The following is an 18,580-nucleotide window of genomic DNA, read 5'->3' as shown; positions in this document are numbered from 1 at the left end:
CCAGCCCCCGCACACCCGCACCCGGCATCAGTCCAGATAACCCCGAAGCTGATCCGCGAATGCGTGATCGCGGAGCTTGTTGAGTGTCTTCGACTCGATCTGCCGTATCCGCTCCCGGGTCACCCCGAAGATGCGGCCTATCTCCTCCAGCGTGCGCGGACGCCCGTCGACCAGCCCGTACCGCAGCTGTACGACCTTGCGTTCGCGCTCGCCGAGCGTGGAGAGCACGGCCTCCAGGTGCTCGCGCAGCAGCAGGAACGCCGCCGACTCCACGGGTGACGTGGCGTCGCCGTCCTCGATGAGGTCGCCGAGGGCGACGTCGTCCTCCTCGCCGACGGGGGCGTGCAGCGACACCGGCTCCTGCGCCAGCCGCAGCACCTCGCCGACCCGCTCGGGCGGCAGGTCGAGGTGGGCGGCGACCTCCTCGGGCGTCGGCTCGTAGCCGCGTTCCTGAAGCATGCGGCGCTGCACCCGTACGACCCGGTTGATGAGCTCGACGACGTGGACCGGGACGCGGATGGTGCGGGCCTGGTCGGCGAGGGCGCGGGACATGGCCTGGCGGATCCACCAGGTGGCGTAGGTGGAGAACTTGTAGCCGCGGGCGTAGTCGAACTTCTCGACGGCCCGGATCAGGCCGAGGTTGCCCTCCTGCACGAGGTCGAGCATGGTGAGCCCGCGGCCGACGTAGCGCTTGGCCACCGAGACGACCAGCCGCAGGTTGGCCTCGATGAGGCGGCGCTTGGCCATGCGGCCCATGACGACGAGCCGGTCCAGGTCGAGGGCGAGCTGGCTGTCCAGGTCGGGCGTGCCGGCCAGCTTCTCCTCGGCGAACAGGCCAGCCTCCACACGGCGGGCGAGTTCGACCTCCTCGGCGGCGGTGAGCAGCGGGATGCGGCCGATCTCCCGCAGGTACTGGCGGAACAGGTCCGAGGAGGGGCCGCTGGTGTCGGCGCGGCCGCGGGCCGGTTCGGGCGCCTCGACCGGTTCGGCGGGCTCGGCGGGCTCCGCGGTCCCCAGCGCTTCGGCGGGCGGCTCGTCGGGCTCCGCCTCGGGGTGGTGCACGACACGGGTCTGCGGCGGGACCGCGACGAGAACGTCGGTGTCGGCGTCCGTGCCGTCCGTGCTGACGTCGGTCTGGGTGAGGGTCTGGGTCTGCACGAGGGCGACCTCCAGGGTGATCGCTGCAGAGGTGTGCGGCAGCGGTACTTCAGGGGCGGAGTCGGCGGCCACGCCGCTGTCCGTCCCGTACGCGTTGAGCGGAACCGCGGGGGTCTGTGACCCGTGTGGGACGGATCGGCCGCGCTCCGAGGACTCAGGCACCGGAACCCAGTGTGGGGTACGACACATCGCCGCCACGAGGGGCGTGCGGTGACTTTTTGCAATCGGCCCGTGACCGCGCGGTTACCGCGCCGTACGGCCTGCCTAGAGCGCGGCGGCGCCGTGCTCGCGCAGCGCCTGGTCGTACTGCTGGAGCACCCACAACTCGTTCTGTACGGCGGCCAGCTGGGCCGGGTCGCCGCCGGCGGAGAGGCGGGTCATCTGGGACTGGACGTCGCGGATACGGCGCTCCACCGCGCGCCGCCGGACCTGGACGAGCACGGTGCCGGCGTACACCTCGTCCACCGCGCGCCGCATGATCGGCTCGACGGCCAGCTCGGTGACCATCGCGCGGACGGTGTCGTCGGGTGCGGCCTCGCGGACGCGGACCAGGTACTCCTGCGGGTCCTGGGTGCCGTACTCGGCGCCGCCGGCGTCCATGACGGCCTGGCGTACGGCGGCGTAGGGCGCGGCGGTGAACTCGTCCACGCCGTACGCGTCGAAGGCCGGGGAGACCAACTCGGGCCGCTGGAGGGCGAGTTTGAGCAGTTCGCGCTCGGTGGCGTAGACGGGGTTGCGCAGGGTGAGGGCGGGGCCGGAGGTGGCGGGGCGGGGGGCGGCGTCGTACGGCTGCTGCGGGCCGCGGCTGCTCGGCGCCGGGCCCCTGCCGCCGCGGTCCCGGGCCCAGCGGGCCAGCTGGGCCACGCGCTTGACGACGAACTGGGTGTCGAGGATGCCGAGCATGCCGGCGAGCTGGACGGCGACCTCGTGCTGGGCGCCGGTGTTCTTGATCCTCGCGACGATGGGCGCGGCCTCGTCGAGGGCCGCCGCGCGGCCGGCGGGGGTGTCCAGGTCGTAGCGGACGACGATCTGGCGCAGCGCGAACTCGAAGAGCGGGGTGCGGGGTTCGACCAGGTCGGCCACCGCCTCGTCGCCCTTGGCGAGCCGGAGTTCGCAGGGGTCCATGCCGTCCGGCGCGATGGCGATGTACGTCTCGGCGGCGAACTTCTGGTCGTCCTCGAAGGCGCGCAGGGCCGCCTTCTGGCCGGCCGCGTCGCCGTCGAAGGTGAAGATCACGCGGGCCGAGCCGTTGTCCATGAGCAGCCGGCGCAGGATCTTGATGTGGTCGGAGCCGAAGGCCGTGCCGCAGGTGGCGATCGCCGTCGTCACACCGGCGAGGTGGCAGGCCATGACGTCGGTGTAGCCCTCGACGACGACGGCGCGGGACGCCTTGGCGATGTCCTTCTTCGCCAGGTCGATGCCGTACAGGACCTGGGACTTCTTGTAGATCGCCGTGTCGGGGGTGTTGAGGTACTTGGGGCCGTTGTCCGCCTCGTAGAGCTTGCGGGCGCCGAAGCCGACGACGTCGCCGCCGATGTCGCGGATGGGCCACATCAGGCGGCCGCGGAAGCGGTCGATGGGGCCGCGGCGGCCCTCCTGGGAGAGGCCGGAGAGGACGAGCTCCTTGTCGGTGAAGCCCTTGCCGCGCAGATAGCGGGTGAGGTGGTCCCACCCCTGGGGGCTGTAGCCGACGCCGAAGTGGACGGCGGCCGCCTGGTCGAAGCCGCGCTCGGCGAGGAAGATCCGGCCGGCGTCGGCCTCGGGGCTGGTGGCGAGCTGTTCGGCGTACCACTCGGCGGCGATCTTGTGCGCCTCGACCAGCCGGATGCGCTCGCCGCGCTGGTGGGAGGGGTTGTAGCCGCCCTCCTCGTAGCGCAGGGTGATGCCGGCCTGGGCGGCGAGGCGCTCGACCGCCTCGGAGAAGGAGAGGTGGTCGACCTTCATCACGAACGTGATGGTGTCGCCGCCCTCCTGGCAGCCGAAGCAGTGGAAGAGTCCCTTGCTGGGGCTGACCTGGAAGGACGGCGACTTCTCGTCGTGGAACGGGCACAGCCCCTTGAGGTTGCCGCCGCCCGCGTTGCGCAGCTGGAGGTACTCGGACACCACGGCGTCGATCGGGACCGCGTCCCGTACCGCCTTCACGTCCTCGTCGTTGATCCGTCCTGCCACGAGGTGATTCTACGGGGGTGCACCGACACTCACGGGACGAGGCTTTCGAGCGGAACGTGCGGGTCCGCCAGCCGCTCCGTGTCCACCCGGGTCTTCGACCTGATCAGCTGCTGGATGGGGTCCGTGACGTCCCACACATTGACGTTCATCCCGGCCAGCACCCGGCCGTCCCGGACCCAGAAGGCGATGAACTCACGCTTGCCGGCGTCCCCCCGGATCACCACTTCGTCGTAGGACCCCGGCGGCGCCCACCCGCTGTACTCCATCCCCAGGTCGTACTGGTCGGAGAAGAAGTAGGGCACGCGGTCGTAGGTGACGTCCCGGCCGAGCATCGCGCGGGCCGCCGCCGGGCCGCCGTTGAGCGCGTTGGCCCAGTGCTCGACGCGCAGCCGGGTCTCGAACAGGGCGTGGTGGAAGGAGGCGACGTCGCCGGCCGCGTAGATGTCGGGGTCGGAGGTGCGCAGCCGGTCGTCGACCACCACCCCTCCCCCGTGCGCCCGCCCGGCGATCTCCAGGCCCGCCGCCTCCGCGAGGCCGGTGCGCGGGGCCGCGCCGATCGCCGCGAGGACGTCGTGCGCCGGGTGCTCCTCGCCGTCGTCGGTACGGGCCGCCAGGACCATGCCGTCCTGGCCGGTGATCTCGGTCAGCCGGGCGCCGAAGTGGAACCGGACGCCGTGCTCGCGGTGCAGCTCGGCGAAGAGGGTGCCGAGTTCGGGGCCGAGCACGCCGTGCAGCGGCGTCGGCTCCGGCTCGACGACGGTGACCTCGGCGCCGTACTCCCGGGCCGCCGCCGCCACCTCCAGGCCGATCCAGCCGGCGCCGGCGATCACGATGTGGCCGTTGTCCCGGCCGAGGGCCGCGAGGACGCCCTTGAGCCGCTCGGCGTGGGCGAGCCGGCGCAGGTGGTGCACGCCGGCCAGGTCCGTCCCCGGGATGTCGAGGCGGCGCGGCTCGGCGCCGGTCGCCAGCAGCAGCTTGTCGTAGTGCACGACCGTGCCGTCCTCGCCGAAGCGGACCGTCTTCGCCGCGCGGTCGATGGACTCGACGGTCTGGCCCAGGTGCAGCTCGATGTCGTTGCGCGCGTACCAGGCGGGCTCGTGGACGAAGACGCTGTCGCGTTCCTCCTTGCCCAGCAGGTAGCCCTTGGAGAGGGGAGGACGCTCGTAGGGGTGGTCGCGCTCGTCGCAGATCAGTATCACGCGGCCGGTGAAGCCCTCCGCTCGGAGCGTCTCGGCCGCCTTCGCGCCGGCGAGTCCGCCTCCGACGATGACGAATGTCTGATCCGCGTCGACCACTTGATGCCTCCTCGTAAGGGTGCCGCCACATGCGAGCGTCCCGCACGCAGCGTGATGGGGGAAGAGGGAGTGGCCCGATCAGGCCACGGAGGGTCACATTCGGGCCTGTTTCCCCATCACTCCTGTCGCGTGTGTTCTACATGTGTCCCATGAGACGAGCGTGAAGCGAGCGTGCCGACGCGTCGGTGAGTGAGGCGATCTGGTCCACGATCACCCGCTTGCGCGCCCGGTCGTCGGACGCCTGGTCGAACAGCGCGCGGAACTGCGGGTCGAGGCCGTCGGGGGCGCGGGCGGTGAGCGCGTCGGCGAGTTCGGCGACGACGATCCGCTGGTCCGCGCGCAGCCGCTCCTGTTCGGCGCGCTGCATGACGTACCGGTCGGCGACGGCCTTGAGGACGGCGCACTCCAGGCGGGTCTCGCGCGGTACGACGAGTTCGGCGGTGTACCGGGTGAGCGGTCCGGTGCCGTACCGCGCGCGGGTGGCACCCTCGGCGGCGAGGCAGAAGCGGCCGATGAGCTGGCTGGTGGCGTCCTTGAGGCGGGCCTGCGCGACGGCGGAGCCGTCGTAGCCGTGCGGCCACCACTCCTGGTCCTGGAGGCGGTCGAGGGCGGCGGCCAGCTCCGCCGGGTCGGTGTCTTCGGGGACGTAGCGGCCGCGGGCGACCGCGAAGACCTCCGCGCGTTCCGGGTCCGCGTGCAGGAGGTTGGGGTCGATGTGGCCCGCGTGCAGGCCGTCCTCGACGTCGTGCACGGAGTAGGCCACGTCGTCGGACCAGTCCATGACCTGGGCCTCGAAGCAGGTGCGGGTGCCGGGGGCGTCCTTGCGGACCCACTCGAAGACCGGCAGGTCGTCCTCGTAGACGCCGAACTTCGGGGTCGCGTACGTGCCGCGCGGCCAGGGGTACTTGGTGGCCGCGTCGAGGGTGGCCCTGGTGAGGTTGAGGCCCACCGAGCCTTCCTCGGTGAAGCGCTTGGGCTCGATGCGGGTGAGGAGCCTCAGGGACTGGGCGTTGCCCTCGAAGCCGCCGCAGTCCTGCGCGAACTCGTTGAGGGCCTGTTCGCCGTTGTGCCCGAAGGGCGGGTGGCCGAGGTCGTGGGAGAGGCAGGCGGCTTCGACGAGGTCGGGGTCGCAGCCGAGGGCCGCGCCGAGCTCCCGGCCGACCTGGGCGCATTCGAGGGAGTGGGTGAGGCGGGTGCGGGGGCTCGCGTCCCAGACCTGGGTGCGGGTTCCCGGTGTGACGACCTGGGTCTTGCCGGCGAGCCTGCGGAGTGCCGCACTGTGCAGGATGCGCGCACGGTCGCGCTGGAAGGCCGTGCGGCCGGGGCGTTTGTCGGGTTCGGGGGCCCAGCGTTCGGTCGAGTGCGCGTCGTACGACATGTCTCGACAGTAAGGGCAGGGGCTGACAATCCGCCTGTGCGTCTGCCGGGCGCTGTCATACGGCGAGTGCGGGTTGTGTGGGGTTGTTCGCGCCCCGCGGCGGAGCCGCAGATCGACACAGCCCCGCGCCCCTTGGGGCGTTGCCCCCGGCGGGCGTTGACCATGTCTGGTCATACCTGTGCAGCACCAGGTCGGCCATCGCCGGGTGCGTGCCCAAGGGAGCCGACGCGATCCACGGGGCCGCCTCCGCGCATTCCGTCGCGAAGCGGCCGGGGGCCGTGAAGTAGGAGGCCACGGCGACCCGGTGGCGGCCCCTCTCCTTCAGGGCGCTGATCGCGTCCGGGACCGTCGGGGCGGCCGTCGTGGCGTAGGCGGGGACCACCGGGACTCCCAGGCGTTCGGCGAGGAGCTCGGCCGTGCGGTTGGTGTCGAGGCGGGACTCGGGGTCGCGGGAGCCCGCCGCGGCCAGGACGACGGCGCTCTCCCGGCGCGTCGCCTCGGTCGTCCGCGTGCGCCAGCCGGCCTCGACCAGCCGGGCGTACAGGGCGTCCACGAGGAGGGCGTGGGGGCCCAGGGCGCCGGCCACGCGCGCGTGGACGTCCGACGCGGCGGCCATCTCGGGGATGTCCCGCTTGATGTGGTAGCCGCGGCTGAGCAGGAGGGGGACGAGGACCGCCTCCCGGGAGCCGAGGGCGGCCAGGGTGTCGGGGAGCAGGGGGTCGTTCAGTTCGATGTGGCCCAGGTGGACCGCAAGGCCGGGGCGCCGCTCGCGGACCCGCTCCAGGAGGGCGCGGACGGTGTTCAGGGCGCGCGGGTCGCGGCTGCCGTGGGCCACGACCACCAGCGCGGGCGGGCCGGGGCGGCGTCGGCCGTCGAGGGAGATGAGGCTGAGCTGGCCGGCGAGGCGGCTGCCGATCTGGCTCATGAGGTGCGCCGTGCTGTCCGTCATGCACCGATCCTGACCGGGGGACGTTGCCGCCCCGTTGCGGAGGGGTCACGGGGGTTTTCCGGCGGTTCACGGTGGGGTGGGTGGGCTGTGTGAGCCGAGGTGACCTGCGGTTTCACCGGCCGCGGTGAAGCTCGTCACGTACGGTGCGCCGAACCGTGGGGCCTGCCGGGACGTCTCTGGCTGTCGAGACCGAGGGCCAGGGAGGGGACCGTCCATGCGCCGACCGAGGCTGCCGAGACCGCGTCTGCCCCGCACCCGTGCCGGGTGGCGGCGGCTGGTGCAGGGCGTGATGGCGGTGTGCGTGCTGGCGCTGCTTCCGGCGACGTGGCTGTACGTCGCGACCGGCGACCGGCTGCGCACGACGGCCGACGTGCCCCGCACCGAGGTCGCCGTCGTCTTCGGCGCGGGGCTGTGGGACGGCGAGCCGTCCCCGTATCTCGCCCACCGCCTGGACGCGGCGGCCGAGCTGTACCGGGAGCACCGCATCGAGGTCGTCCTGGTCACCGGCGACAACAGCCGCGAGGACTACGACGAGCCGGACGCCATGCGCGCCTACCTGCAAGAGCACGGCGTGCCGGGCTCGCGGATCGTCGGCGACTACGCCGGTTTCGACACCTGGGACTCCTGCGTGCGCGCCAAGAAGATCTTCGGCGTCGACCGGGCGGTGCTCGTCAGCCAGGCCTTCCACATCCGGCGGGCGGTCGCGCTGTGCGAGGCGGCGGGCGTGACGTCGTACGGCGTCGGGGTCCAGGACAAGCACGACGTCACCTGGTACTACGGCGGCACCCGGGAGATCTTCGCGGCCGGCAAGGCGGCGCTGGACGCCGTGTTCCAGCCGGACCCGCGGTTCCTCGGGCGCAAGGAGACGGGCGTGGCGAAGGCGCTGGCCGACGCCCGGTGACGGCGCGGCTCACGCGGGCCCGCACGGCGCGGGGAGGTCGCCGTCCCGCCCGCGTAACAAGGGGCCGCGCCGCACGTAACACGGCCGAAGCACGCTGGCCGGTATGCAGAACACCGTGACGCCCACCCACTGCCCCTACTGCGCCCTGCAGTGCGGGATGAACCTGACGCCCGCACCGGACGGCACGGTCGAGGTGAGCGAGCGCGCGGACTTCCCGGTGAACCGGGGTGCGCTGTGCGGCAAGGGCCGTACGGCGCCGGCCGTGCTCTCGTCCCGGGTGCGCCTCACCTCCCCGCTGGTGCGCTCCGCGGGCACGCTGGTGCCCGCCTCCTGGGACGAGGCACTGGACCGGATCGCCGCGGGGCTGCGCCGCACGCGCGCCGAGCACGGGCCGGACGCGGTCGGGGTGTTCGGCGGGGGCGGGCTGACGAACGAGAAGGCGTACACGCTCGGCAAGTTCGCGCGGGTGGCGCTCGGCACCTCGCAGATCGACTACAACGGCCGTTTCTGCATGTCGTCGGCGGCGGCGGCCGGGATCAAGGCGTTCGGGCTCGACCGGGGGCTGCCGTTTCCGCTGGAGGACATCCCGAAGACGGGCTGCGTGATCCTGGTGGGGTCCAACCTCGCCGAGACCATGCCGCCGTCGCTGCGGTTCTTCAGCGAGCTGAAGGAGAACGGCGGCACGCTGATCGTCGTCGACCCGCGCCGCACCCGGACCGCCGAGCAGGCCGACCTGCACCTGGCGCCGCGGCCCGGCACCGATCTCGCCCTCGCCCTCGGGCTGTTGCACCTGGTCGTCGCCGAGGGGCGGGTCGACGAGGAGTACGTGGCCGGGCGGACCGTCGGCTGGGAGGAGGCGCGGGCCGCGGCGATGGCGCACTGGCCGGAGTACGTGGAGCGGATCACGGGGGTGTCCGTTCCCGAACTGCGGGAGGCGGTGCGGCTGTTCTGCGAGCCCGAGGCGGCGATGGTGCTCACGGCGCGCGGACCCGAGCAGCAGTCCAAGGGCACCGACACCGTGGGCGCGTGGATCAACCTGTGCCTGGCTACGGGACGGGCGGGCCGGCCGCTGAGCGGGTACGGCTGTCTGACCGGGCAGGGCAACGGGCAGGGCGGGCGCGAACACGGCCAGAAGGCCGACCAGTTGCCCGGCTACCGCAAGCTGGACGACCCGGCGGCGCGGCGGCACGTGGCGGAGGTGTGGGGGGTCGACCCCGACTCGCTGCCGGGGCCGGGGCGCAGCGCGTACGAGCTGCTCGACGCGCTGGGCACGGACATCCGCTCGCTGCTGCTGATGGGCTCCAACCCGGTGGTCTCCGCGCCGCGCGCCGCGCATGTCGAGGAGCGGCTGACGTCCCTCGACTTCCTGGCCGTGTGCGACGTGGTGCTGTCCGAGACGGCGGCCCTTGCGGACGTCGTGCTGCCGGTCACCCAGTGGGCGGAGGAGACGGGGACGACGACCAGTCTGGAGGGCAGGGTGCTGTTGCGCCGGCGCGCGATCAGCCCGCCCGAGGGGGTGCGCAGCGACCTGGAGGTGCTGCGGGAGCTCGCCGACCGGCTGGGTGTGGAGAAGGGCTTCCCGACCGACCCGGAGGAGGTCTTCGAGGAGCTGCGCCGGGCCAGCGCGGGCGGGCCCGCGGACTACTCCGGGATCACCTACCGCCGGCTCGCCGAGGAGAACGGGGTGTTCTGGCCCTGTCCGGCCGGGGACGACGGGCCGCACCCCGGCACGCCCCGCCTCTTCCTGGACCGCTTCGCCACGCCGGACGGCCGGGCCCGGTTCGTGCCGGTCGCGCACCGGGCGCTCGCGGAGGAGCCGGACGAGGAGTACCCGGTGCTGCTGACGACCGGCCGGGTCGTCTCCCAGTACCAGTCCGGCGCCCAGACCCGCCGCGTGGACGAGCTGAACGCCGCCGCGCCGGGCCCCTTCGTGGAGCTGCACCCGCGTCTCGCCGAGCGGCTCGGCGCGGCCGAGGGCGACCCGGTGGCCGTGGTCTCCCGGCGCGGGCGCGCGGTGGCCCCGGCCCGCATCACCACCGGCATCCGCCCCGACACCGTCTTCATGCCCTTCCACTGGCCCGGGGAGGGCCGCGCCAACACCCTCACCAACCCCGCCCTGGACCCCACCTCCCGGATGCCGGAGTTCAAGGCGTGCGCGGTGCGTCTGGAGGCGGTCACGCCGTAGTGCGGAGGCGCCGGCCGGGCTCCTCGCCGACAATGGCGCGGTGATCACCTGCCATCTGCGCTACGAGATAGATCCGCGTCAACTCCCGGCGTTCGAGCGGTACGTGACGGGCTGGATCCCGATCGTGCGGCGGCTCGGGGGCGTCCATCACGGCTGCTTCCTGCCGCACGAAGGGGCCAACGACATCGCCTACGCCCTGTTCTCCTTCCCCAGCCTCGCCGCGTACGAGGTCTACCGGGAGGCCATCCGGCAGGACCCGGAGGCGCGCCGGCTGTGGGAGCTCGGCGAACGCACCGGCTGCATCCGCCGGTTCGACCGCACCTTTCTGCGGCCCTCGTCGACGCCCGTCGAGGCGGAGTGAGCCGTCAGCTCCGGTTCGACCAGTCGCCGCTCGCGATCAGCCTGCCGTGGGTGCGCAGGCGGGCGGTGACGGTGGGGGCGGCGAGGTAGACCCAGGCCTCGGTGAGGGTGCCGTCGGCGGCGCGCAGGGCCTTGCGGGGGACGCGTTCGTAGAGGTTGCGGGGGTCGCCGGGGGCGTACTCCTCCAGGCGGTCCAGGTCGGCCAGCAGCCGCGCGTACTCCTCGGGGCGGGCCGTGACGAGCTCGCCGTGCACCACCCCGCCGGGCCGCTCCACCGCGTACGGGTAGCCGGGGCCCTCGTACAGCACCGCGCCGCTCAGGCGGGCCGGTTCCTCGGCGTGGGTGCGGCCGCGCAGGAAGAGGTCGTGGTTGGGCTCGCCGGGGCGCAGGGTGCCGTAGACGAAGAAGGGCAGTCGGGGGCTCACAAAAACGATTCTCTCTCTTCACACACCTCCGCGTACGCCCTATGGACCTCGACATGTCATGGCCTCTTAAATCTTGGTCAACGCAGCGCCCCCCACGCGCCCGTTGGCGCCTTCCCGAGGAGACCGATGAGCCGGATACGGCCGTACGTCCGAGGTTCCCGTCGTCTCGCCGCCGCCGGCGTGGCCGCGACCACCGCCACCCTGCTGGCCTCCGCCCTCTCCCCCGCCGCCGTCGCGGACGGCAGACCGACCACGGCGACCGCCCTCGCGAACGCGGCCTCCGCCCTCCTCGCACACGCCACGAGCCTCGGGCTCACCTCCGCCGAGGACACCTCGGTCCGGGACGTGATCGTCGACAGCGACGGCACCCAGCACGTCCGCTACGACCGCACCTACCGCGAACTGCCGGTCCTGGGCGGCGACTTCGTGGTCCACCTGGCGCCGAACGGCGACTACCGCAGCGCCGACCGGGCGACCCGCGGCACGATATCCCTCGCCTCGACCACCCCGGCCGTCTCCGCGCCGAAGGCCGCCGACATCGCGGCCAACGCCCTGCGCGCCGTCAACCTCGGCGAGACGCTGCGGAAGCTGACGGCCACGCCCCAGCTGGTCGTCGACGCCCTGCACGGCACCCCGAAGCTGGCCTGGCGGACGCAGGCGGCGGCGCAGGACTCCCTCGGCAACCCGGTCGCCCGCACGGTCCTCACCGACGCCCGCACCGGCGCGCAGATCGACGCCTGGGACGACATCGAGACGGCGAGTGGCGACGGCAGGTCGCTGTACAGCGGCACTGTTGCGCTGGAGACGACGTCCTCCGGCTCGACGTACCAGCTCAAGGACCCCACCCGCGGGAACACCTACACGGGCGACGCGGCGAACAAGACCGACCTGTGCTTCCTGACCAGCATCTGCATCAGCCGCGCCCCCTCGACGGTGTTCACCGACTCCGACAACCACTGGGGCAACGGAACGGCGGACGACCGCGCCTCGGCGGCGGTGGACGCCCAGTACGGCACGGACGTCACCTGGGACTTCTACAAGAACGAGTTCGGCCGCAACGGCATCGCCGGCGACGGCAAGGGGTCGTACAACCGCGTCCACTACGGCACCCGCTACAACAACGCCTTCTGGGACGACAGCTGCTTCTGCATGACGTACGGCGACGGTGACGGGACGACCTTCGGGCCGCTGGTGTCGCTGGACGTGGCGGGCCACGAGATGACCCACGGCGTGACGTCGAAGACGGCCGCCCTGACCTACTCGGGCGAGTCCGGCGGGCTCAACGAGGCGACCTCCGACATCCTCGGCACCCTGGTGGAGTGGTACGCCGGCAACGCCTCCGACCCCGGGGACTACCTGATCGGCGAGAAGGTCGTGAAGTCCGGCTTCGGCCGGGAGGCGCTGCGCTACATGGACAAGCCGTCGAGGGACGGCAACTCCGCCGACTACTGGAGCAGTTCGGTCGGCAGCCTCGACGTCCACTACTCCTCGGGCGTCGCCAACCACTTCGCCTACCTGCTGGCGGAGGGCAGCGGCCCGAAGACCGTCAACGGGGTCGGCTACGACTCGCCCACCTACAACGGCGCCACGGTCACCGGGATCGGGCGGGAGAAGCTCGGGCGGATCTGGTACCGGGCGCTGACGGTGTACATGACGTCGTCGACGAACTACGCCGGCGCCCGGACGGCGACCCTCAACGCCGCCAAGGACCTCTACGGCGCCGGCAGCACGGAGTACGCCGCGGTGGCCGCCGCCTGGAGCGCGGTCAACGTCAACTGAGCCGGCCCGGCCGCCCCGGGGGCTCGGCCCGGGGCGGCCGTAGGGCGGCTCAGCCGCTCTTGCGCGCCACGCCCCCGTAGAAGCCGATCTCGCGCGCCCGCGCCCCGGGCGTCGACTCCGGGCGCCAGAAGGGGACTTGGACCAGTCCCGGGTCGACCAGGTCGAAGCCGTCGAAGAAACGCTCGACCTCGGCGCGGGTGCGCAGGTTCATGGTGGCGGAGGCGTTGTCGTACACAGCCTGGGCCTGGTCGCGTTCGGCGAAGTCGCCGGTGGCGTGCGAGAGGACCAGGTAGCTGCCGGGCCGCAGGGCGTCGCGCAGGGCGGCGACGATCTCGGCCGGCCGCTCCGCGTCCCTGACGAAGTGCAGGATCGCGACGAGCAGCACGGCGACCGGCTCGTCGAAGTCGATCAACCGGGCGATGTCGGGATGGCCCAGGATGGACTGCGGGTCGCGCAGGTCGGCCAGGACGACGCTGGTCGCGCCGGAGCCGCTGAGCAGGGCGTCGGCGTGCGCCTTGACGATGGGGTCGTTGTCCACGTAGGCGACGCGGACGTCCGGCGCCGCCGCGCGGGCGACCTCGTGCACGTTCGGCGAGGTGGGCAGCCCGGTGCCGATGTCCAGGATCTGGCGGACGCCGTCGGCGACGACGTGCCGGACGGCCCGGTGCAGGAAGGCGCGGTTGGCGCGGACTCCGACGCGGGCCTCGGGGGCGACGGCGACCAGCGCGTCACCGGCCCGCTGGTCCACCTCGTAGTGGTCCTTGCCGCCCAGCAGGTAGTCGTAGATCCGCGCGGGGTGCGGTCTGCTGGTGTCGATCTCCACGGCGGCGCCGCCGTCCTGGGTCACAGTGTGCTCCTCTCGGCCGAACCCGCCGCACACCGACGGGACTTGCCGTCCGGATCAACGCCGGTCCCGGCCGGTCCGTTCCCGGCCGGCGGCACCGGCTCGCGAGACGGGCGCCGGTTCGCGGGCCGACCGGGGCCCCGTCACCCGTTCACACCTCCGGCCTGCGCCCTTCGGGTGCACTTGCCACAGCGGCCCGCGTACGGCGTTGACCTGCTGAAACTCCCCGGCACCCGGCGTCCGGCCACCCGAGCTGACACCCATTCACCCCATTTCTGACACCGCTTCAGGAAGCGCGCTCGGCCCGCTGCCACTTACCTCGATAGAGCAGGGGACACCGAACAGCTCGGAGGAGCACCGATGCGACGTACCGCCCGTCTGCTGACCGGTACCGCGCTCACCGTCGCGGCCGCGGCCTGCCTCGCGGCACCGGCCCACGCCGACGACGGGGACGGCGAGGGCGGCCTGGAGGTGTATCCCTCGTCGGTGGTGCCGGGCGGGCGGGTCACCGTGGACACCGCGGAGTGCGGCGACGACGGTACGGCGGCGGGGGACGCCGGCGCGGTGGGCGCCGGGACCTTCACGCTGGCGCCGAGCGCGCACGAGGGCGAGGCGATCGGGCAGTTCAGGGTGCCGCCGAGCGCGCAGCCGGGGACGTACGAGATCGTCGCGCGGTGCGCCGAGGGCGACCGGGAGGTCTCCGGCGACCTGGTGGTCACGCTGACGTCGGCGCGCGGCCAGGTGCACCCCAGAGGAAGTGTGAAGACGGGGGTCGGCGGCGCTCTGGGCCCCGATCCCGTGCAGACCGCGGCCGGCGTGGCGGCTCTCGCCGTCGCCGCCGCGGGCGGTACCTGGCTCCTGCATCGTCGGGCGAGAGGCGACGGGATCTGACGGACACCCTCCGCTGTCCGTCCGCCGGTACCGCATGTCCCCTCCCCCTCCGGGTCCGACGCCCCTCGCGGCCCGGAGGGGGACCGGGCCCGTCTGGACCAGCCCGTCTGGCAGGAGGCTCGTATGCGCAGGATCAGCAATGCCGCCATAGGGGCCGTCACCGCCGTCGCCCTGTGCGCGGGCGCCTGGCTGCTGGGCCACGGCACGGCGCCGCACCCCCCGCCGCAGCCGTCGGCCGCGCAGGCGGGCGCCGGCCGCTCCGGCGAGCTGCCCGGCGCCCCCGCGCTGCCCCCCTCCCCGCCGGACCGCATCCGCATCCCGTCGATCCGCGTGGACGCCCCCCTGACGGGCCTCGGCCTGACCCCCACGGGCAGCCTCGACGCGCCGCCGGCCGGGAGGAAGAACCTCGCCGGCTGGTACGAGTCCGGCACCACCCCCGGGGAGCGGGGCACGGCGATCGTCGCCGGCCACGTCGACAACGCCGACGGTCCCGCCGTCTTCTACGACCTCGGCGCCCTGCGCAAGGGCAGCCGGGTCGAGGTCGACCGGCGGGACGGGAGCGTCGCGGTGTTCACGGTGGACGCGGTGGAGGTCTACGACGCCCGGCACTTCCCGGACGAGAAGGTGTACGGCGCCGCCGGCCGGCCCGAACTGCGGGTGATCACCTGCGGCGGGGGCTACTCCCGGGCCACCGGCTACCAGGGCAACGTGGTCGTCTTCGCGCACCTCACCGGGAGCCGCTGAGCACGGCCGCGGCGATGGTGCGGGCGCACTCCAGGGACTCGGCGCGGGTGGTGTCCACCTCGACGTCGTAGACCACGCCCCGGTGGACGAGCTCCGCCTGCCGCTCGGCCATCCCCGGCACCCGGTCGCCCCGCGCGATCTCCCGCCCCGCGGCGACGGCCGGCTCGCACCGCACGCCGACCCACAGCACGTCGAGGCCGCCGAGGGCCTTGCGCCACCCCTCCTGGGAGTGGGTGCCGCCGAGGAAGACGTCGTCGATCACGACCCGGGCGCCCGCCCGCGCGGTCGCCGCGACGCCCTCCTGCCACGCCGTCTGCAGCGCCCGGAACTCCGGCCCCACGTGCACCCCGCCGTCCGCCGAGACGAGCGCCGCCTGCAGCGAGGCAGGCAGGGACGCGACGAACGCGTCGATCGCGCACGCCAGCCACGGCTCGGGCAGCACCGCCTGAAGACACCGCACGATCCCGGACTTGCCGGAGCTGGAACCGCCGTTGAGCACGATCACCTGAGTCGTCACGGGGGTCACCGTAACGTCGGGACGGCCGTCTCAGCTCGTGGATTCCAGGTAGCGCAGGACCGCGAGCACCCGGCGGTGGCCCGTCTCGGAGGGGGGCAGGTCGAGCTTGGCGAAGATGTTGGCGACGTGCTTCTCCACGGCGCGTTCGGTGACCGTGAACGCGGTCGCGATCGCGTGGTTCGTGCGGCCCTCGGCCATCAGCGTGAGCACCTCGCGCTCCCGCGGGGTCAGCGCGTCCAGGGCCGAGGCGCGGCGGCTCGCGCCGAACAGCTGGGACACCACCTCGGGGTCGAGCGCGGTGCCGCCGGCCGCGACCCGCTCCAGCGCGCCGACGAACTCGCCGATGTCGACGACCCGTTCCTTCAGGAGGTAGCCGAAGCCGGCCGGGTCGGACAGCAGCCGCGCCGCGTGCGTGGTCTCCACGTACTGGGAAAACAGCAGCACACCGGTGCCGCGGTGCCGCTCGCGCAGGCGTACGGCGGCCCGGACGCCCTCGTCGGTCTGGGTGGGCGGCAGCCGGATGTCGACGACCGCGACGTCCGGGGCGTGCTCGGCGACGGCGGCGAGCAGGGCGTCGGCGTCCGCGACGGCCGCGGCGACCTCGACCCCGCGCAGCCGGAGCAGCTGCGCCAGCCCGTCGCGCAGGATGGCCGAGTCCTCGGCGATGACGACCCGCATACGGCTCCGATCAGGGGGTGGCTCGGTCGGACGGTGCACGGCCGGCCGGGACGGGCGTGACCGTGACCGTGACCACGGTAGGGCCACCGGTCAGCCGTAAGGGAGCTCGACCGTGACGATCGTAGGGCCGCCCGGGGGGCTGTCGCAGGTCAGGGTGCCGTCCACCGTGCGGGCGCGGGCGCGCAGGCCGGTGAGGCCGGAGCCGGTGCCGATCACCGCGCCGCCGCGGCCGTCGTCGGCGACGCGCAGGCGCAGCAGGCCGTCGCGGGCGGTGACGGTCACGGACGCCGACCGGGCACCGCTGTGTTTGGCGGCGTTGGCGAGGAGTTCGGCGGCGCAGAAGTAGGCGATGGACTCGACGGCGGGGGCGGGGCGTTCGGGGATGTCGGTGCTGAGGTCGACGGGCAGGGCGCTGTCCGCGGCCAGGGTGGCGAGGGCGGCGGGCAGTCCCTCGTCGAGGACGGGCGGGTGGATGCCCTTGACCAGGGCGCGCAGGTCGGCGATGGCCTGGGTGGCGTTGCCCTGGGCGGTGTCGACGACGGCGAGGACGCGGTCGGGGGCGGCCCCGGCGCCGAGCAGTTCGCGGATCATCGTCAGGTGCATGGCGAGGCCGACCAGGCGGGCCTGGGTGCCGTCGTGCAGGTTGCGTTCGATACGGCGCAGGGTGGCGGCGGCGTCCTCGACGGCCTGCGCGCGGGTCTCCTGAAGGGTGCGGATACGGCGTTCGGCGGCGTCGGGACCGAGCAGGACGGTGAGCAGGGCGCGGTGCGGGCCGAGGGCGTGGCGGAGGAGGCGGGGGGCCGCCGTGAGCAGGACCAGGCCCGCGGTGACGGGGATCAGCCAGCGCGGCCAGGTGTCGACCTGGTGGCCGAAGACCTCCAGGGAGACGTGGGTGACGGTGCCGTCGCGGTGGTGGACGGTGTGCTGGTTCCAGGGCGCGAGCAGGGGGTGGAGGGTGAAGAGGGCGCCGTAGACGTAGCCGACGAAGACGGCCGCGTACGGGAAGACCGCCGTGAACGGGGTCAGCAGCGCGCAGCCGACGGCTCGCCAGCCGGCCCGGTCCGCCAGCGTGGCCCGCCGCCAGCCGAGGAGACCCCGGCCCGCCGCCCGCGCCGGCTCCTCGATCTCCACCCCGAGCAGCCGCCGGGCCAGCCGCCGCTGCACCGCCCCCAGCGCGGAGGCGCCCCGCACGGTCGCCGCCAGCAGCCACAGCCCGAGCGTCGTCACGGACAACGCCCCGCCGAACACCAGCCCGGCCAGCGTCACGAAACCCCCGACGAGCGCGAGCGGGAAGGAGAGCACGCCGTAGAACAGCACGGCAAGGGCACGCGGGCCGAAGGAACCGAGCAGCGCAGTGCCGAGCAGGGAGCGGATACGGGTCACGGGGTCAACCTCCCATCCCGTCGCCTCCCGTCACCTCACACCCCTCGCACCCATCCGGTCACTGCGCACCCCTTGCACCAATGCCGTCATTTCACACCCCCTCACCTCGCACCCCCGCGCCAGTCCCCTCACGCCGCACCCCCGGCCCCGCCGGCCTCCGCCCGCCGCCCCGTCAGAAGCCGCCTCCCCAGCCGCGCCTGCGCCCATCCAAGACCCCGCCCCACCCACGGCATCACCAGCAGGAATCCCCCGCCTCCCACCACTGCGTGGAACGCCCACGCCCCGGCGAACGTGGGACCGCCCCACGCGTCGGAGTAGTCCGAGCCGGCGCGCAGGGGCCAGCCGAGGTTCATCGGGACGATCGACCAGCCGTACACGGTGACGAAGGCCGCGGCCAGGTTCAGCGGCGTCGCGAGGAGCGCGTGCCGCAGCCCGGCGCGGGGCCCGTCCCCCAGGTCGGCGCCCAGCCACCGCCGGAGCAGCGCACGCTGCCACCGCCCCGTCGGCGCCCCGCACAGCGCCAGTGGGACGCATGCCACACCGACCGGGAACGCGATCACTTGGTACACGAAACGGCGCCAGGTCCCGGCGGTGAAGGGTTCGCGCAGGACCCTGCGCACCCCTTCGCCGACCCCGTTCCCGGCCGGCCGGTCCCTGCTGGTGTCGAGCATGCTTCCCCCTGGGTGTGAGCTGGTGAAACGCGGTCACACCAGCATCCCGGGACCCGCGGTCGTAGACGATGGTGCCTGCACGGAACCCGGTGGTTCGGTTTGCCCCACCCCCGGCGCGCCCGGCCCCGCCTCACAGCACGCCCCCGGCGCCCGCCCCGAACCCTCACACCCTTCCCGCGCTCCCGCTGAGGGCAGCGTTCCTCGCGGGAAACAGAGGTGATGCGGTCGGGTAACACCCGCCCCGCAGGCTCCT

At 73.5% G+C, this 18,580-nt stretch carries 17 protein-coding genes; 6 read left to right on the top strand and 11 right to left on the bottom strand.

Annotation, left to right across the window (positions count from 1 at the left end; all coding sequences use genetic code 11):
- Nucleotides 1-27 precede the first annotated feature (27 nt).
- The 5 genes from ACYF6T_RS25920 to ACYF6T_RS25900 all read right to left on the bottom strand — a co-directional run bounded on the left by ACYF6T_RS25920 (nt 28) and on the right by ACYF6T_RS25900 (nt 6,949).
- Nucleotides 28-1,320, bottom strand: coding sequence for an RNA polymerase sigma factor (locus ACYF6T_RS25920; RefSeq protein ID WP_461699329.1), 1,293 nt, complete (start codon nt 1,318-1,320; stop codon nt 28-30).
- Nucleotides 1,321-1,422: 102 nt separating this feature from the next.
- Nucleotides 1,423-3,327 (bottom strand): DNA primase, encoded by a 1,905-nt coding sequence (gene dnaG / locus ACYF6T_RS25915; protein ID WP_461699327.1) that lies wholly within the window; start codon nt 3,325-3,327, stop codon nt 1,423-1,425.
- A 29-nt stretch (nt 3,328-3,356) separates the two neighbouring features.
- On the bottom strand, nt 3,357-4,622 hold the full coding sequence (locus ACYF6T_RS25910; protein WP_461699326.1) for an NAD(P)/FAD-dependent oxidoreductase: 1,266 nt from the start codon (nt 4,620-4,622) through the stop codon (nt 3,357-3,359).
- A gap of 136 nt (nt 4,623-4,758) precedes the next feature.
- Nucleotides 4,759-6,000 carry a deoxyguanosinetriphosphate triphosphohydrolase gene (locus tag ACYF6T_RS25905; protein WP_461699325.1) on the bottom strand — a complete coding sequence of 414 codons (1,242 nt, stop codon included), beginning with the start codon at nt 5,998-6,000 and terminating at the stop codon, nt 4,759-4,761.
- A gap of 55 nt (nt 6,001-6,055) precedes the next feature.
- Complete coding sequence (locus ACYF6T_RS25900) at nt 6,056-6,949, bottom strand: sirohydrochlorin chelatase (protein ID WP_461699324.1); 894 nt, start codon at nt 6,947-6,949, stop codon at nt 6,056-6,058.
- Nucleotides 6,950-7,163: 214 nt separating this feature from the next.
- On the opposite strand from ACYF6T_RS25900, the gene ACYF6T_RS25895 reads away from it, so the two are divergent.
- From ACYF6T_RS25895 to ACYF6T_RS25885, 3 genes are all read left to right on the top strand, one after another.
- Nucleotides 7,164-7,850, top strand: a complete 687-nt coding sequence (locus ACYF6T_RS25895) for a SanA/YdcF family protein (protein WP_461699323.1) — start codon at nt 7,164-7,166, stop codon at nt 7,848-7,850.
- Nucleotides 7,851-7,953: 103 nt separating this feature from the next.
- Nucleotides 7,954-10,035, top strand: a complete 2,082-nt coding sequence (locus ACYF6T_RS25890; RefSeq protein WP_461699321.1) for a molybdopterin oxidoreductase family protein — start codon at nt 7,954-7,956, stop codon at nt 10,033-10,035.
- Between the two features lie 40 nt (nt 10,036-10,075).
- The gene (locus tag ACYF6T_RS25885) at nt 10,076-10,396 is read left to right on the top strand and encodes an NIPSNAP family protein (protein WP_461699320.1); all 321 of its coding nucleotides are present in this window, start codon (nt 10,076-10,078) and stop codon (nt 10,394-10,396) included.
- A gap of 4 nt (nt 10,397-10,400) precedes the next feature.
- On the opposite strand, the gene ACYF6T_RS25880 is transcribed toward ACYF6T_RS25885, so the two are convergent.
- A complete protein-coding gene (locus ACYF6T_RS25880) occupies nt 10,401-10,820 on the bottom strand; it encodes a gamma-glutamylcyclotransferase family protein (RefSeq protein WP_461699319.1) in 420 nt (139 codons plus the stop codon).
- Between the two features lie 126 nt (nt 10,821-10,946).
- Between ACYF6T_RS25880 and ACYF6T_RS25875 the strand changes: the two genes are divergently transcribed.
- A complete protein-coding gene (locus tag ACYF6T_RS25875; RefSeq protein WP_461699318.1) occupies nt 10,947-12,599 on the top strand; it encodes a M4 family metallopeptidase in 1,653 nt (550 codons plus the stop codon).
- A 49-nt stretch (nt 12,600-12,648) separates the two neighbouring features.
- Here ACYF6T_RS25875 and ACYF6T_RS25870 read toward each other — a convergent pair whose 3' ends face one another.
- Nucleotides 12,649-13,446 carry an SAM-dependent methyltransferase gene (locus ACYF6T_RS25870; RefSeq protein ID WP_461699317.1) on the bottom strand — a complete coding sequence of 266 codons (798 nt, stop codon included), beginning with the start codon at nt 13,444-13,446 and terminating at the stop codon, nt 12,649-12,651.
- 357 nt (nt 13,447-13,803) lie between these two features.
- On the opposite strand from ACYF6T_RS25870, the gene ACYF6T_RS25865 reads away from it, so the two are divergent.
- Nucleotides 13,804-14,334, top strand: coding sequence for a hypothetical protein (locus tag ACYF6T_RS25865; RefSeq protein WP_461699316.1), 531 nt, complete (start codon nt 13,804-13,806; stop codon nt 14,332-14,334).
- A 123-nt stretch (nt 14,335-14,457) separates the two neighbouring features.
- Complete coding sequence (locus ACYF6T_RS25860) at nt 14,458-15,078, top strand: class F sortase (RefSeq protein WP_461699315.1); 621 nt, start codon at nt 14,458-14,460, stop codon at nt 15,076-15,078.
- Here the strand turns inward: ACYF6T_RS25860 and cpt are convergent.
- The 4 genes from cpt to ACYF6T_RS25840 all read right to left on the bottom strand — a co-directional run bounded on the left by cpt (nt 15,062) and on the right by ACYF6T_RS25840 (nt 18,327).
- Entirely contained in the window at nt 15,062-15,595 is a 534-nt protein-coding gene (cpt, locus tag ACYF6T_RS25855; RefSeq protein ID WP_461699314.1) for a chloramphenicol phosphotransferase CPT, read from the bottom strand. The two genes, ACYF6T_RS25860 and cpt, sit on opposite strands and share 17 nt — an antisense overlap.
- A 30-nt stretch (nt 15,596-15,625) precedes the next feature.
- On the bottom strand, nt 15,626-16,273 hold the full coding sequence (locus tag ACYF6T_RS25850) for a response regulator (RefSeq protein WP_461699312.1): 648 nt from the start codon (nt 16,271-16,273) through the stop codon (nt 15,626-15,628).
- A gap of 90 nt (nt 16,274-16,363) precedes the next feature.
- Nucleotides 16,364-17,656 (bottom strand): sensor histidine kinase, encoded by a 1,293-nt coding sequence (locus ACYF6T_RS25845; protein ID WP_461699311.1) that lies wholly within the window; start codon nt 17,654-17,656, stop codon nt 16,364-16,366.
- Between the two features lie 128 nt (nt 17,657-17,784).
- Complete coding sequence (locus tag ACYF6T_RS25840) at nt 17,785-18,327, bottom strand: sensor domain-containing protein (protein WP_461699310.1); 543 nt, start codon at nt 18,325-18,327, stop codon at nt 17,785-17,787.
- Nucleotides 18,328-18,580 lie beyond the last annotated feature (253 nt).

The organism is Streptomyces sp. 7R007, from assembly GCF_054850255.1.
Note: the sequence above shows the minus strand (reverse complement) of the source record. Positions and strands in the feature narration are given on the sequence as shown.

Bases quoted from the DNA above. Each gene is read 5' to 3' on its own strand.
- ACYF6T_RS25895 (WP_461699323.1), top strand. From the start codon at position 7,164: ATGCGCCGACCGAGGCTGCCGAGACCGCGTCTGCCCCGCACCCGTGCC.
- ACYF6T_RS25850 (WP_461699312.1), bottom strand. From the start codon at position 16,273: ATGCGGGTCGTCATCGCCGAGGACTCGGCCATCCTGCGCGACGGGCTG.
- ACYF6T_RS25875 (WP_461699318.1), top strand. From the start codon at position 10,947: ATGAGCCGGATACGGCCGTACGTCCGAGGTTCCCGTCGTCTCGCCGCC.
- ACYF6T_RS25840 (WP_461699310.1), bottom strand. From the start codon at position 18,327: ATGCTCGACACCAGCAGGGACCGGCCGGCCGGGAACGGGGTCGGCGAA.
- ACYF6T_RS25860 (WP_461699315.1), top strand. From the start codon at position 14,458: ATGCGCAGGATCAGCAATGCCGCCATAGGGGCCGTCACCGCCGTCGCC.
- ACYF6T_RS25890 (WP_461699321.1), top strand. From the start codon at position 7,954: ATGCAGAACACCGTGACGCCCACCCACTGCCCCTACTGCGCCCTGCAG.
- ACYF6T_RS25865 (WP_461699316.1), top strand. From the start codon at position 13,804: ATGCGACGTACCGCCCGTCTGCTGACCGGTACCGCGCTCACCGTCGCG.
- ACYF6T_RS25900 (WP_461699324.1), bottom strand. From the start codon at position 6,949: ATGACGGACAGCACGGCGCACCTCATGAGCCAGATCGGCAGCCGCCTC.
- ACYF6T_RS25905 (WP_461699325.1), bottom strand. From the start codon at position 6,000: ATGTCGTACGACGCGCACTCGACCGAACGCTGGGCCCCCGAACCCGAC.